Below are 17,207 nucleotides of genomic sequence, written 5' to 3' on the forward strand. Positions count from 1 at the left end.
CTTAAAGTACGAAATTTGTCAAGCAAAAAAGCGCCGTATAAAAATATTTTTATACGGCGCATAAATCCTTACCTAAGCAACACCAGCTTCTTGGTGGCCGTTTTGCTTTCCGTTCCGGAATTCATCTGCAGTCTATAGAGATATACGCCATTGGCCACCTTTTGTCCCCGGCTGTCGTCCCCCGCCCATTTCACCGAATGGCTGCCCGCAGAAATTCTGCCCGAAACCAATGTCTTTACCTTTTGTCCCAGGACATTATATACAGCCAGTTCCACTCTTGAATTGGACGGTATTTGATAATTTATATTGCAGGAACCCCTGGCCGGATTGGGATAAGCAGGCTGCAGCGCAAAGGAGGAGACCACTGCGCCAGGTTTGCCGCCGGACACCCCGGTAACGGGACCGATGTCTGTAATCCTGCCCCAGCGCACCACCACATCAGAAATAACGGTATCCATCACCCCGGCCTTATAGATGTGGACATTGTACCGGCCCGGCTCCAGCCCGGCCAAAGTGTAGTAGCCGCTATTATCGGTAGCTTCGGTGTTTTTAACCTTCGAATCGGAGATGGCGCTGACCAAGGCACCGATCACCGGGCCGTCGGTGGTGGTATTGCAAAGACCGGTTATGCCTCCGGCTTTATACCCAAAATAGATATCATCCGAAATGTAGGTGTCGGCTGTTTTACCGCCTAAAATCCAGATGCCAGCCGAATCAACGGCGGCCGAGGAATGGAAGGCCACCGCCTGGGGGAAATCGTCCAGGGTCGTCCAGTTGTTGGCAAAAGTATTGTAGACCCCCAATTTGCTCAAATAGCCGTCGGTGATGTTCTTGCCGCCGATAAAGTACAATGAATCATTCACCGAAACAGCCGAGCTGAAGGCCGCCAGCCAGGGTAGCGAGGTCCGGGTGGTCCAGGCGTTGGTTATGGGGTTGTATTTGACATTGGTCTGCAGAATAGAACCATCCACCTTTTGTCCCCCGATGGAGTAGACCCGCTTGGTCCCCAGGCTGTCCAGGGTGGCAAAGCCGATCCCGGCCCGCCCGAATCCCGGCCCGCCTAGCAGGGCCTTTTTGGTCACCCAGCTGTCCGAACCCGGCAGATACAACTCTACGGTATCCAAACCAGGTATGGCGCTGTTGAAGCCCCCTACCGCATACACGGTATCGGCTATGCTGGCCACTCCTAGAAACGCCCTGGGTGTGGGCATCAGGGCCAGCCCGGAAACCCAGGAATCGGTGTTGGGAACATAGGCTTCTATCACCGATAGAGCGATGCTGTCGCTATCATAACCTCCAACCACATAAATAATGCTGTCACCCACCGCGGCAGCGCCCAACCCGTATCTGGAGGAAGACATCGGAGTTAGAGATGCCCAAGCATCCCCACCGCTGGTATCAGCCGCCGGATCGTAACGGTAGACCGTATTGGTGGCACCCAGATAATCCCTCCCACCGAATACATAGACCTTGCCCTGCACCTGGCAGGTTCCGGCCCCGTACCTCCAGCCCGGCATGGCTGACTTCTTCTTCCAGATCAGGTCGCTGACATTGTTCTCCTGTTTGAGGATCTGGTTGACGATGGTGGTGGAGTCGACCACCACCTCCACTCCGGAGACCGAATCGCCGGCGAACCAAGGGGCCGCAAAACTTACGGCATAACTGCCGGCCGGCAGGCCGCTCAGGCTGTAGCTTCCGTCGCTGCCGGAAACGGCGTTTGAGGTGTCAACCCCGCTGACCGCCTGGATGACGGCCCCGGCAATCGGAGTGATGCCGTCCAGCTTGGTTATCAGGCCGTCTATCCAGCCGGTCAGGGAATGCATGGTATGGTTGAAGACCGCCGCGGAATCCTCGGCCAAAACGATGCCGGGCACAGTGTCGGTCAGGCAGTAAGGAGCAGTGAAGATCAGGGTATCCCCGACGGTGATTTTCAAGTCGGAAAACCGATAATACCCGGAAACATCGGAAAAAGAGGAATCGATATTAGCCCCCCGGATATCGACCCGAGCCATTTTTACCGGAGTGGTCCCATCGGCCCGGACGATGTCGCCCGACAGGTCGGCCCGTGAAGATGCCAGGGTCAGGTTGTTTCCCCCATTATCCTGCTCATTGGTGACGGTTACATTGCTCAAGCTGGCAGGCAGATAATTTACCGCCCAGGCCACCAGCGAATCGTAAAGTCCGCCGGATATATTGCTGATGAAATACCGTCCATTGTCATCCGCATAGGCCGAGTCAATGGGCGCCACACCCTGATAGGCCACCACCTTGGCCCCGGAGACCGGCCCCCTTCCGGCGGTCCTTTCCACCATGCCGGAGATCGATCCGGCCAGGGCCGAAATAGTGACTGATGGATTGTTCCAGATATAAAGGGCAGAATCCGAGGCGGCCTGAAGTTCGGATAATGTATTTCCCGCCACCACGGCAAAGACCGCTCTGGCCGTATCGCCCGGATCCATGGTCCAGGGGCCGACCGAGGTCAGAACATTCTTGACCGAAAGCTCCGGCTTGTAATTTTTTACCCAGACGCTGGGAAGTCCCAGATAGCGGTAGGTTACATAAACATTATGATAACCGTCAGAGGAAAAGGGAATGCCCAGGGTGATGGTGCCACTGGCAGGATCGTAGCTTCCGCCCGTGTACCTATTGGTATCGCCGTCGTCGAAAACCCCTAATATCTCGACTATTTTGGACAGGTCCAGCTCGGATATGTCCAGGGTATCATCCTGCGGAAGCCAGGATGCATCGTGCATGAATGTCGGATACCTTTCAAAAACCAAAGTATCCGGATCTATCGGCGCCGCCAGGCTGATCATCCCGGAGGACTTGTCAAACGACCCTCCGGTATAATAATTGGTGCCGGTGCCGGAGCTGTCCTTGGACCAATAGACCCCTTCCACATTCTGAACCGCATAGGGATCTATCTGCAGAGTGTAGCTGTCCCAGGGCGTGGTGATGACCTTGTTGTAATAATAATTATAGGTTACCGCCACATTGTTTATCCGGTAATAATAATCCACATACAGCTGGGCGCCGCCGTAATAGGGGGTGCCCAGGGTGATCAGGCCGCTGGCCGGATCGAAACTGCCTCCGGGGTAATAGTTGACGCCGGTATCCAGTGGATTGTCGTAAACTCCGGCCACCGAGGCCACCGGGGTCACCGAGACCGTCAGGGTCAGGGTGTCGCTGGGCCAGATCTCCTCACTGTTGATCAGAGCGGTCCGGTCGGCCTTGGGCGTCCCCAGATAGATCATCCCCTTTTCGGCGTCGAACGATCCTCCGGTGTAATAATTCAGGCCCAGATGGTTGGTGTCGTTGACGTCCCACACCCCCTCCACATCGGTGATAACCTGGCCGAAGAAATCAAGGCTGAGGGTATCGAAAGTGGTAACCGGAGCATTGACCTTTTGGATATCGGCCACATCCGATCTGTTCCGGCTCAGGTAAAAATACTTGCTGTAGGGGTTCAGGGGGTCGTCGTCGCTGTATGGTTCCATCCTGAGGCCGAACCAGCTGGAAGCCCCGCTCAGCCCGGACGGGCTGCCAGAGGGATCCATTGCCTGCAACAATCTGATGCCCAGAAACTGGGGGTTGACCCCGTAGCTGTTGGAGCAGGAGACAGAATCGGCCGTGATCCACAGCAGGTTCCGCCCCCCCCCGTTTACCGGATCGGGAGAGCTGTCAAAACCGCAGAAATCGAGGCTGGATGAATTATTGGCCGCATCCCGGAAAACAGTGGGCAGATGGTAAAGCCCGGCATACAGGCTGTCCACCTTTTCGCCCCCGGCATTCTCCAGTTTATAGTTCAGGATGTAAAATTTGTCTATCGGCGAATAACTCCACTGATGCACCGTCAGATCCGCCTTGATGCCCAGCTTAATACCCTGGTTGGCGGCATTGCTGGTGTCCGACCAACCGGCTGAAAGTTCCAGTGGCGAAACAGCCCCCGGAATAGCGGTCGATATCAGGCTGCCGTCGTTGCTCCATTCGCTGCTGATAATGCCGTTTCCATCGATATATCCGGCGCTGACCCCGAAATGTTTTTTATTGTCGATGGACCCTCCCAGCCACAGGCTGCCCAGTTTCAGCAGCGACTTAGCGTCATGATAGGGAAATAACCCGGCCGGAAGGTACTGGGCGGCGGTGGTGTCCCCCATCAGGTTGTTTGACAACAGGTCGGTCCTCAACGCCCCGGCATTGATGGTGGCCCGGTCGGACTGGGCCAGTCCCCAGCCGGCCGCCAGCGATAAAACAAATACCATGGACAAAATTTTTCTCATGGGTCCCTCCGAATTATTGATGGATGTTTTCATAACAGCTTTAAGTATAAGACATAACGCCATTGGATGTCAACAGTTTCCTTGCCTTTCGGGTTCAAACGACCTGCTGATTAAAAGCACGCCTCAATAGATATGATTATCCCCTTGGTTCAGGAAAGGACGGGGGATCATAACGGGACGCTGATAAACGCAGATTATTTTTTCAAATATCAGCGTGAATCGGCAGCCATCAGCGCATATCTGCGTTCCGGTTGGTCTTTGGTCTCGGCTTCCTGAATGAATGGGATGGTCGTTTTAATAGATTACAGCCAAGACGGTGAACAGACTAAGGCCAGGGCATAGCATATGACCTTAACCCAGCCCTTCCTCCTTCGCTATAGCTTTGGCCGGCACTATCATGTCAGCCCTCTTTTAAATGACTAATTTGCCAAAATTTTCAAACTCTCTTTGGCCTGCTTTCTTTTCGTTTTGTGTGTCATACCTGCACTTCATTACATTCAGCATAAACTCCAGCAGGCCTCCAGGTTTTTCTGGATTTCCTCCTACGTTCGCCATCGGCGAACTGCGGCGGACAGGCCCGCCGACGTTTACCCCTGGATTTCCGCTTGGGCGGGAATGACAATTTGAGGACTGGGATAACAGATAATAGACGAAAGTGAAATTTGCCGACAGTTTGGCAATAGCCTAAAACGAATTGACGCCCCTGCCTTCAGGGGCGTCAATTTCAGGTCAAGAATGGCTATTTTATAAGCGTGATCTTCTTGGTGGATTTGTAGCTGCCGGCCTCCAGCGAGTAGAAATAAACACCGTTGGACATGGTCTGGCCCTTATCGTTCTTGCCATTCCATATGGTCGAGTAATAACCCGCCGGTCTGACCTCGTTGACCAGGGTATTGACCAGCTGTCCGGTGATGTTGTAGATCTTCAGGCTGACATTCGATGCCACCGGCAGTTGGAATCTGATCTCGGCCTGGCCGGAGAACGGATTGGGTATGGGAGCGCCCAGGGCAAATGACGCCGGCCCCAGGGTCCTGACCTCTATCGGCCCGTAAACTGTCCGGTTCCCGCTCCGGGATACCTCCACCAGCTGGTAATAGTAAATCTTCTGGGGAGCGACCGAGGCATCAAAGTAGTCGTACTCGGTCGGCTGGTTGGTGGTTCCCTGGGCCTCTTTTTCGGCAATTTTGACATAGGGTCCGGCGGCCGATGCGCTTCTCTCAATTTCCCAAAGCTCTGAATCCAGCTCTGATTGGGTGGCCCATTTGAGGGTCACCCCCTGGGTGGAGACCAGATGGTTGAAGGAGGAGAGCGAGACCGCGCCCGGGGTGCTGATGCCGCTTAGAACGGTCAGGGTTGTAGTGGACCAGGCCCCCCAGTTGTTGACCGATTTGGCCGTCGAATTGTCCTGGGCCCTTAAATATACGGTGTAGATGCCCGGCGTCCACCCATCGGTTGAAATACCGCCGTGAGCCTTCTCGTAGATGCTGCCCCATGATCCATCGGTGGGAGAAAGATTGCCTATATGGGAGCTGGCGCCCACCCGGACCGAGCATCTGACTGCGCCTATGCCGGAAAGCCCGGTGCTGGAATCGGAGGCGTCGCAGGAAACGATGAAGCCGTTGCCGGCCTGGTTGCCCACCGGGTTGCGGGCGAATTTAATGGTCCCGGGAACTATCACCGGCCCGGTGAAGTCGTTGCCCACCCGCTGGATGGTGAAGTTGCCCACCGTATCGAAGCCGCTCATGGCCGGATAAAGTCCCTTGTCCTGGACCCTGACCCTGACCTGATACTTGGTGCCGTTCTCCCGGGTGGTGATGTCCCAGGTGTATGGCGAAGCGACCAGAGAGGTGGTCTTAAGCAGGGTGTTCCAGCTGGCCCCTTCGTTGTTGGAGTATTCCACCCAGGTGGTGTCGATGATGGTCCCGCCCTTGGCATAGGCCCGCCAGGCGATGGGAATGCTGTTGCCGGTATATACCTGTCCGGCCACCGGGGTCTGAATGGTGTCATAGGGATGGTCGTGGCCGATCAGCCAGATGAACATCTTATTGAGGATATCGGTACGGATGGCGCTGTTGGGAATTGCCGCTTCCAACTGGGTGATCTCGAAAGCGTTGAAAACCGTCCTGGTGGGATAGCCGCCCCACACCCCGTTGCCCAGGGATCCAAAATTGTTGGTGGATTGCCACTTTGTTCCGCAGCTATCAGCGGCCAGCGGGAAATCCCAGACGGAACTGCCGGTTCCGGCCGCTCCGGAATAGCCTGGCGTCCATTGAGAGTTGGTAATGCCGTCGCCGCAGGCGCCCTCTCTCCAACTGGTGTGGCTGACCCCTCCGGTGTAGGCCCCTGAGATGGGATCCCCGGTTATACCGTAAACGGTGAGAGCGTCGTTTTCGATTATAATATCGCTCTTGTAGACGAAATGCAGATAGTTGCGGCAGAATATGGTGTCGGACTGCAGGTCGGGCCCTATTGCCTGATTCTCCCAGGTGTCCCAGCCGATGTCGTTGCCGGTGACCGCGAAGCGGGCTCCGGCATTATGATAGGCGATCAGAGTATCGCGCTGGGCCGGAGTAAAGGCCGGATAGGTCCCGCCCGACGAACCGTCCTGGGCCACCTGAACGAACACCGCCTTGTATTTTTTGAGCTGGGCGGTGGTAACCGCGCCCTGCAGTTGGCTGGACCACCAGTCGTAGCCCCAGCCGCCCTTGGTCAGGGCCGAGGTCAGATAATCGGCGTGAATGAACGAGTTGGCAAAGCCGTTATCGTCCCACATCCAGATCAGAACGTCGTTCTGGCCGCTGCCGCCGCCGGTGCTGAACATATAATGGCGGCCGGCATTGTCGTCCCGCAGGGTATTGCCGCCGGCATCCTTGGACTCCACGTCGTAATAGTATATCTGGTTGGCGGCCAGCCCGGTCAGGGTTACTACGTTATTGGTCATCAGGGGGGTATCAACCGAGGCGATGCTGCCCAGAGCGGTGGTGGTGCCATAATAGACCCGGCTGGTGGTGTTCTGCGAAGTGTTCCACATGATCAGCTTCATGCTCCCCGCCGGGGGCTGGGTGTCGCCGGCCCGGACATTGGTGATGGTAAAGGTCCCGCCGTTGATGCTGGCATAGGCGGTATCGGTTGCGCCGGCCGGTATATTATCAACATACACCACCCTGACGGAATCGAGGTAATCCACGCTCAGACGTCCGTCGCCGTTCACCGGATTTCCGTTATACAGGGCGATCTTGCCCCGGAACAGCCCGTCGCCCACCTTGACGCAGGAGACGTTCTCCGGAGTGGTCTCCACCAGTTTGGCGTAAACCGCCACGTTGTTGGAGGCCAGGATATTGTTGGGATCGAGAATCTCTATGCGCAGGGTGTCGCCCACTCCGCCGCCGATGGGGGTGTCGTAGGAATTTTTATCCAGATAAACCTTGCCCATGGCCGGCAGGGCGGTCCGGTAGGTGATCACCAGGGCAAAGGGCTGCGGTCCCATGGCCACGTTCTTGCCGGTGACCCTCACCCTCCAGATCCCAGTCGGCGGAGCAACCACCTTGATGCCCTCCAGGATGTCAATGTCATCGTTGCTGGTGGCGGTGGTGACCGATTGCCGGGGCAGTACGGTGCCGTAGCGGTTGCCGCGGTAGCGGGCAGCCGCGGGATTGTAGGCATCCAGATCCAGGTCGTTCACCAATGCTTTAGCGGCGGTGGTGCTGCCGGGATAGTCGGTCCAGGTCAGTGATATCTTAAGCCCGCTGGCCCCGACCGGGATGTTCACCAGGTATTCCACGGCCTCGCCGGTATTGACCCCGGTCCGGTTGTCGTTGACCAGCAGCTTTACCTGGTTGCCCGACAGGTACAGGGCGGTGTCCAGGTTGACCCTCCCCCAGCCGAACAGGGAGTCCGGCACGAAAGAACCGGCCCAACTGGTGGTGCTGTCGCCGCTGATGGCCAGGGTGGCCTTCATTAAGGCGGCCGAGGGGGTAAAGCCGTTGGCGGCTATCTTGGTTCCGGTGGGATACCAGCCATCGGTAAAATATTGACGAAGCAGGGCGGTGCCCCCGGCCACGATCGGACAGGCCATGGAGGTGCCGCTCATGGTGCGGGTGCCGGCCCCGTCGCCGTCGGCCGATATGATATTAACCCCCGGGGCGCTGACGGTGGGGCTAAGCCTTCCGTCCAACAACCGGCCCCAGCTGGAGAAGGTGGCCTTGGTATTGGCCCCGCCCAGGCCGCCGGCCCCGGCGGTCGCAACGGCGCCCACCGCCACCCCGTTCTTGCAGGTGGCCGGCGAGCCGGCCTTGGACAGCGGCACTGCCTCGGTGCCGGTGTTGCCGTTGGCGAACACCCACAGGTAGTCCTTGTGGCTCCACATGAACTGGTCGGACTCCATGGAGCTGCTGCTGTAGGTTCCGCCGTCATCACTGCCCCAGGAGTTGGACGAAATGCAGGCCCTCTGGTTGATGTATTTGTAGGTGCTGTCCCAGCCCCAGGAGCCCACCAGGTTTATGTCCCAGGTGCCGTAAACCGAGCCGGAATCTCCGCCACCGTCTATGAACACCAGCTTGGCGTGCTTGGCCATTCCTTCATAGGTGCCGGCAAGTATCGAACTGTCGTTGCCGCAGTTGCTGCCGGTGGTATGGGTGCCGTGGTAGGCATTGGCCGATTCGTCACCGAACTTGGACATGGTGCCCGCGGCCCAGCCCAGCTCGATCTCGTCGGCCCGGGCGCCCGGCTGCTGGCCCACCACCTTGCGGTGGGTGTTGTCCCAGTACCAGGTGGACTTGCGGTTGGCGTTATCCCGGAAGTACTCATTGGCCTCGGAGCAGCCGGTGTCTAAGTTCTGGATCAGCTGGCCCTCGCCGCTGATGCCCAAAGCCCAGAAAGGCCGGGCGTTGGCGGTCAGCACGCCGTTCTGCACCGTCACCTCTGTGTTGGCGTTATAGATCTTGAACTCGGGCATGGGCTCCATCCAGGATACCCCCTTGAGGTTGGCCAGGGCGCTCGTCTTGTCCAGGCTGATGTCAACGAAGATCTTCTTGTTGAACTTGCCGGGTTCCCACTCAAAGGTTGATTTGTAGAATATCTTGTGGCCCACGATGGCCTCGATCTGCTTTATCGCTCCGCTGACATCCTCCGGGCTGAACAGGTTGATGGAGGCCCGGATCTTTCCATCCTTGGCTTTGGAGGCCAGCCGGGGGGATATTTTATAGGCCGGCTGATAAAGCCCGGTCCATTTGACCTCGCTTTTTGAGGCCCGGATATTTTTATCGATGGTCTGGTTCATCCGGACCACAAAGGCGTAGTTGGGCAGGTAGAACATCACCTCGGCCCCGGCCTTCTCCAGGCCCTTGCGCCAGGCTTCCTGCACCGGGCCGTTGAATTGAACGATGTAATAGGTGAACTCGTCGCCCTTGGGGGCGTCGTATTTCAGGTCGGTCGGCAGCTTGGGCTCGCCCTCGCTGGTGTTGATCTTGTAGCCGTTGGAGAACTCAATGACGCCGGCATTGGCGTAGGGCTGAACCCCTACCGCAATTTTATTCTCGCCGATGAATTGGGGATTCTCGCTAAGGGCAACAGCCTGGCCGTTGCTGACGGTTTTGGCCGCCGGAACGACAGTGGCCTTGGTCGCCTGCGGTGCGCTCTGAGTAGCATCCAACTTATAGGCTGAAACATCTTTCAGACCCACCAGGGAGATAGTTACCAGAGCTGTCACCAGCACCAAGCCGGTTAACCATACGCTAGTTTTTCTAGCCATGTTTTTCTCCTTTTATTGATTAATTTTTACGATATTACGATATTAAATCTATTATATATGCAATTTATATGCCGTCATTAATTTTATTCTCTATTTTAACTTATTGCTATTTAATGTGTTAAAAATATTTTTCTAAATTAATTCTGACACTTTCAAATATTATATTAAATTTACGCAAAATTTACATAATTTTTATTTTATCAGCGTAAAGCATTTATTATTATAATGTTATGCTAATGCATTAACTGCGTTTAATAATGGCGATATGAAAAAATGGCAGGGCTTGAAGCCCTGCCATTTTGTTGGGTGATCAGGTTATTTGATCTTCACCATTTTCTTGGTCAGGCTTTGGTTGCCTGCGGTCAGGCGGTAGAGATAGACACCGTTGGACACTTTTCTGCCACTGCGGTCCAGGCCGTTCCAGGAAACCTCGTGCATACCGGCAGCCTGCTCCTCGTCGCACAGGGTGGCGATCTCCTGCCCCACAATGTTGTAGACCTTCAAAGCCACCCGGGAGGCAGTGGGCAAGGCATAGGAGATGGAGGTATTGCTGGTGAACGGATTGGGCCTGGCCTGGTTAAGAATGACTGTTTTGCCGTAGACCAACGCCTCGGGCTCGCCATCCACCTTGTAGAAGGCCGTAATGCCGAACCATCTGAGCACCCTGGCGATGAACTCGGTCCGGGACAGCTTACCCGGGGAGTTGGAGGCCACCGCCTCCAAAGGAGTGGAAGAGAATACGGCCTTATAGACTCCGGTGGAACAGCGGATGACGCTGGAGCCGCCGATGGTCTTGAACTGGAACACCGATTCCGCTCCGGGCAGCGGATGCATCTTGTCTATGGATTTGTAGTTCCCGGCCGTCCCGCCGGTCATGATGGCCAGGGTATCCGGGGTGCCGTGGCTTATCGGCAGGGCCACCTGCCCGATGGAGTTGATGTAGGCCGCGGACACGTTGAAAGTGTCCGTGTAGTCCGCTTTAAGATAGCTGTTGTAAAATACCGCCGTGTCGCCGACGTTCTGGCCCAGGTTTTTGGAGGACAATAACAGATTTCCTCCCCGATCCAGGAATGCCGACAGGCTGTCCCGCTCCGTCTGGGTCAGGGTGGTCAGACTGTCATCGCCGGTGAACCATACCAGCACATCGAAGTTGCCCAGCGCCGACAGTACATCGGCCTTGCGGTTGTCCCAGTAGCCGTAGAGCACCCCGGTGGTATCCATGCAGGTGGTGTAATAGTCCCCGTAATCATTGGCCGGCAGGGCGTCGTTGACCAAGAGCATCTTATACTTGTGCTCGCCTACAAAGAAATGCCAGGGGGTCAGCGATCCGCCGGCCGGATAATAGCCGGCATTCCAGATGGGCTGCCCGGCCTGGTCCAGGGCACCGTCACGGCCGCTGACATAATACTGGACCATGGTGCCGGGGTACTGCGGGGGAATGGAGCCCGTATACTCGTTGGGGCTGCCGGTGGGAGACATCGGCAGGTAGTTCCAGCTGGTGTCGCCGGCGGTGAACGGTTTCACCCGGTAATAAAGCCGGACCTGGGATATGCCGGAAGTATCCGTCACTTGGGTGTACACCGGGAACGGTCCGGTATAAGAGGTGTCCATCCAGGTGGTGGTATTGGTTACCTGGGGCGGGACCCAATCGAATATCTTAAAGTTATTGTTGACCCCCGGAGCGGTGACCGGCTGATAGGAGTAATTGCCGGTGGTGCCGTCGGTAGCCTTGATATGCCAGGCCACCGTGATCGGATTGACCACCGGAAGTTCCTGGGCCGGGATCGTATAATAATATATCTGCCCAACTACGCTGTCTCTGGGGAAGGGCGCCCAGGCCGAGGCATCAAAGTCGAATAACCATAGGGAATCATTGGAGATGGGTCCTTCGCTCTTGAAGCTGGTCCATACCGGGAAGGGCCCCAGTTGGTCGGTATCGGCTATCAGCTGGGTGTTGTATGACCAGGGATCGATGATCCGGAAATGATTCATGGTATCCCGTTTGGTGGGATACTGTGCCCAGTTGCCCATGGTGTCGTAGGCCGTCATGAACCAGCTGACCTCCACCGGGGTCAGGGTATTGCCCGCCTGCCGGGGGATGCTGTAGTAGTAGAATCCGTCGGTCCCGACGCTGTCCCGGGGATAACTGGCCCCGCCGGCGATGTCGCTGTAGATCTCGTCGTTGTTCACCGTGTCGCCGTAGGCGGTGGTTAAATTTGTTTTAACTATGAAAGGCCCGGTATAAAAGGTATCCTTCAATGCACTGACGTTGGAGTACTCCGGCGAATAGATGGTGTTGATAAAACTGTAATAATTATTAGAGCCCGGATCCTCAACATAATCACCGGTGGAAGCATTTTCAGCATACAGGGAATAGCATACTTCGACCGGGGTTTCCAACCCTACGGGAATCATTGGGATGTCAAAGTAGAAAGTATCGCCCACCTGGGTGAATTCTTCTATCCAATAATCATTGGGATCGCCCCAGGAATAAGGCCAGGACCACGGCCCAAACCCAGCTGGTGGATTATAATAAAACCCAAGCATGGGGTAGTTAACTCCATCAGGACATTTTATAACCGCCCTGACGGTGTAAGGCCCGGCGTAGGAAGTATCAGGCCAGATGGTGGTCAGAGTAACTGACGGAGGGGCTGCGTTGACGGCAACAACAGCCAAAGCCAGAATGGCAGTTAAAAATATGAATTTACGCATCTTATGCCTCTCCTTATTTAACCAGGTTTAATCGTTTGGTCTGGGCAAACTTCTGCCCGTTGGCTCCGGTAGCCTCCATCCGGTAGAAATAGATGCCGTTGGCCACCGCCCGGCCGCTCTGGTCCGATCCGTTCCAGGTAATATTATGGTAGCCGGGATTCAGGTTGTCATCAACCAATGTTCTTATCTGCTGGCCGGTGATGTTGTAAACGACCAGCCTGACCCGGCTCTGGGCCGGCAGGGCAAATTGAATGTTGGTGGACCGGCTGAAGGGGTTGGGATTGTTCTGCCCCAGGCTGAAGTATCTGGGAGACGATGCCACCGGCTCCCCCTCCACCCCCTTCCATGAAGTTACCTGCAGATAGAACCAGGAGGAGAGGACGCTCTCGTTGGCCGGCAGTTTGTCATCAAAGGCGGTGACCGCGTAGTGATATATAGCGCCGTCGGCAATAGCTTTGTCCACAAAGTTATTCGTGGCGGCGGTGCCGATCTTGACCCATACCGGCAGGCCCACCTGCAGGGAGCGGTATACATTGTAGCCGGCCAGGTCTGGTTCGCTGTTGGCATCCCAGGCGCAGATCACGCTGTCATACTGCTGGGTGGCCGACAATCCGGTGGGAACCGCCGGAGGCATGTATTCCAGAGCGCCGGGCATCAGCCACTGGATGATCCGGGAGGCCAGGGTGTCGCGCTTCTCCGGCAAAGAGACCGCCTCGAACGGGAATGAGGTGTAGACCATCTGGTAGTTGCCGGAGGTGCCGTCCCAGTACCTGATCCCTATGAAGTTTCCGCCGTCGTCGGTAATGAAGCCGGCAGCGTCGCTAAAAGCCGGATCGGGGGTCAGGCCGTAGCCATAACCGGGGGTTGACCAGATCGAGCCGCCGCCATTGATGGGATCGTACAACAAGCTGTCGTATAATCCGTCTCCGATGGGATCGCCGGCCACCCCGGTACCGGTGTAGCAGGTGGAGCTGAACCAGCCGTTGTCCGGAGCCAGATGCAGGTAGTCGCTCCACAGGTTGGAATGAACCGTGGTATCCAGGGCCGGTGCGCTGAAGCCCAGATAGTTCTGCCCGGACATCCACAACTTTCCGCCGTTGTTCAGATATGATTTGATATTTTCCTGATCATAGGGGGTCAGGGCAAAATAGGATGCCCCCGCCCGGCCGTCGTAGTTGGCGCCCAGGTTCCAGATCACCAGCGGGAACTGCTCCAGGTAGCCGGCCGGCATACTCTTGTTATAACCAATAGTGGCTAAGCTATAGCGATATCCCAGATTGGCTAACGAAGCCTCCATATATTTGGTCCAAGACTCGTTCCTAATATCTACCGCGCTACCATCGTTATCAACTAGCAATACTGTATTGGGGCCGGGCAACGGTTCCTGTGTTTTCCCTGTAATTATAAAATTGTCCACATAAACACCCTCACCGCCATCATCTTTTTCATCAGTACACATGGCAATTCTTATTTGAACTGTTTTACCGATATAAGAATTAAGAGATATTGAACCGGTATACTTCAAAGCTTGTTCTAATGCAATCCAAACCTGTTGGGGTGTGGCTACATTATATTGGTCAGCCCAAACCCAAGTTTTTCCGCTATCGGAGGAAATCTCAATATCAAAATAATCCCAATCCCTAGTATATTCACTATAGGGTCCGGGGAAATCTACCCAAAGCGAAAAGCTGGCTATACAGGGCTGAGTTCCCTGCACCTTGCTCAAATCAATATAAGGTGAAATCAACGCATCCGAATAACCCCAAGAATGAAGAAACGTGCCTTCTTCGCCGCTATACCATGATTGGGTGGCACTTGTTGAACGATTTGTTGTTTTATGCCAACTTATCCTTGGTACTTTTACGCCTACTGTCCAACCATTTGTTCCACTTTCAGCATCGTCATAGAAAAAAGCACTTCCTGTGCTACCAGCATTTAAGGTGTCAATCTGTATATTATCAATATACCAGGCGCCGTTATATGGGCCGCCATCCTCATCGCATTCAGCCCAATCACTAACGGTAGAAAATCTGAGCTGCAGATTCTGCCCTTTATATGCAGTCAAATCAAAAACGACCTGTTGCCAGCCGCTATTTGAGCCGCCCCAACCTGCTACATTGTTAGTGCCCGAAGTCAGGCCCATATAATCCCACGCTCGCGAATCTGATAGGTTATATAGCTTATCAGAGGTATTCCTCAGTACATCGGGTGACAAAATAAACCAATTGGCACCACCGTCAATTGTGCCCCACAGGTTAACACAATCCCAATCATCTCCACCGCTGGGGCCCTCGACGCTGTAGTAGTGGTAAAATTTCAATAAAACCGTATCGGAAATTACTGTGGTTAAGTCAAAACTTGGCGAATATAGATATTGCACCCAAGCAATGCCATAACCCGGGGTGGCCAAATAAGCAGGATCGTATTTACCGCACCACCAGAGGTTGCCTGAATAAGCGCCTACAGGGCAATATGAATCAATATGCCAATAGGCTGAATCTTGTACTAAAATGTCTACCACCGACCAGCCCATGGTATCGGTTTCAAAGTTATCGAAAAAAACCGTATCATAGGTTGCTTTAGCAAGTGCATAATCAGTCTTGTTAAATTCCGTTTGTGTTGCCAACGGTTTAGCCCAAACACTTGAATAAATGCTCAATAAAAGCAAGAGGCTAATTGTTAAACATATTTTTTTCATTTCCTTCACTTTCATTAAATTTGTTTTACTTTGCACTTTATATTTATAATTCTCTTTCGAGAAATAACTTCTTATTAATAACCCATGGCACCATATTTCCCGCCCTTATAGTGCCATGGGCCGGTATTATTGGCAAACATACCTCGGATCTGAACAACTTACATTATCGGGGCAACAAGAACTACATGGCAACGCAAACATTGTATCACCTTTTTGACCATAATGCTGGGAACTTGTAAATGCATTTACACCCTTATTAAGCAATTCCATATAAATCACCTCCTCTCAAATTTAGTTAAGGGTATTTATCAATTCGTTAAATTTTATATTTAACCACTGTTCCCAATACCCACAAATTTCATTATTTGGTATACCAAGTCTTTTCCTGCTACTCGGGCAACCACCCATACACATAGGCACGTATTTACAACTCATACATTTTTCATTATTATTAAAAATATTATAGTTGAACCATTGCCAAAAAACCTCATTGGGCTGAAAGTCACCATCAACTATAAAACCAACAGAATCACTGTATCCAAGGGCTTCTGCACATTTGTATATTTTAAGTTTGGGCCCAATTATAAAACATTTATGGCTTTCTGCGCCACAATTAGTGTGTTTTATTTGAATCGGCATTTTATTAACAGTTTTAACTCTTTTATAATAATTATCTATATAACCTTGGATGTTTTGTAATTCAAAGCCATTGAGACAATCATTATCATTTTCTTTGCTAACAATGCCTCCTAAATAATTTTTTAACCTACCAACACTTATAACAATATTATTTTTATTGAAGATATCGCTTTTATTTTTCAATAACCTAACTATACCCTCGTGGTTGCTTTTATTTGTGTTAAACCTTACTGTAACTAACTCGAAATAACGTTGTGCAATAATGATAGAGTTTAATATTTTATCGAATGTGCCTTCACCGTTTTTTAATATTCGTTGTTTATTATGCGCATCCCTGTCACCATCTAATGTAATTTGTATTTTTTTTATACCACAATTAAATAATCTTTTAGCACAATCTTCGTCTAATAAATAACCGTTCGTTACTATAGAGTCACAAGCTCTTTTTATATTGTTGTTTTTACATATAATATCAATTTTATTAGAAATATTTTCTATAGTATCTACTTCAAGCAAGGGTTCGCCACCATACCATGAAATACCGAAATCATTGGGTTGACATATAAAAAGTTGTTTATCAATAAACTTATAAATTTCCTCGTATTCTTTTAAAGTTATATTTTCGTCCCTTTTATCCCTTTCAAAACAATAAGGGCAATTAAGGTTACAATTCAGCGTTGGTACAATTGTAACACGGAAATCTCTACTGTTAAAAACCCCTCTATAATATCTAAATTTAACTTGATCTATTTCATTAATTTTATTATTAATAATGAAACCGTTATTAATTAACAAATTATACTCGTCCGTTTCTAATTCATTTAGATCATTCAATTTTAATGTTATTTTTATTTTCTCAGCTTTTTCTTTTGTTAGTTTAATCAATGCTGTAGTAAAGGTATTATACAGCAGCGTCACACCTGCTTTATCTTCAAAAAATATGTTGTATTGCGAAGATTTATAAACATCCTTTTCCATACATTTCATTTTAGGATATTTGGCCCAAAATGTCAAGGATATATTTCATTAGGGCTTATAAAAATCGCGCCGGGACAAGGGCTAAAACTGTCACCAATCATGAATTCCCCGACAATTTTTCAATATAGCCCCTGTAGGGAGCCGGTGGCTA

At 52.6% G+C, this 17,207-nt stretch carries 5 protein-coding genes; all 5 read right to left on the reverse strand.

Translation table 11 applies throughout. From position 1 onward, the window contains the following. Positions 1–68: 68 nt before the first annotated feature. Entirely contained in the window at positions 69–4,280 is a 4,212-nt protein-coding gene (locus tag A2273_00815; GenBank protein OGF06782.1) for a hypothetical protein, read from the reverse strand. A gap of 739 nt (positions 4,281–5,019) precedes the next feature. Continuing rightward, a complete protein-coding gene (locus A2273_00820; protein OGF06783.1) occupies positions 5,020–9,996 on the reverse strand; it encodes a hypothetical protein in 4,977 nt (1,658 codons plus the stop codon). A 348-nt stretch (positions 9,997–10,344) separates the two neighbouring features. Then, positions 10,345–12,444, reverse strand: coding sequence for a hypothetical protein (locus A2273_00825; GenBank protein ID OGF06784.1), 2,100 nt, complete (start codon positions 12,442–12,444; stop codon positions 10,345–10,347). Between the two features lie 310 nt (positions 12,445–12,754). Beyond that, positions 12,755–13,972, reverse strand: coding sequence for a hypothetical protein (locus tag A2273_00830; protein ID OGF06785.1), 1,218 nt, complete (start codon positions 13,970–13,972; stop codon positions 12,755–12,757). 1,758 nt (positions 13,973–15,730) lie between these two features. Then, positions 15,731–17,056 (reverse strand): hypothetical protein, encoded by a 1,326-nt coding sequence (locus A2273_00835; GenBank protein OGF06786.1) that lies wholly within the window; start codon positions 17,054–17,056, stop codon positions 15,731–15,733. Between the last annotated feature and the right edge of the window lie 151 nt (positions 17,057–17,207).

The organism is Candidatus Edwardsbacteria bacterium RifOxyA12_full_54_48 (assembly GCA_001777915.1).
Taxonomy (GTDB): domain Bacteria; phylum Edwardsbacteria; class AC1; order AC1; family EtOH8; genus UBA2226.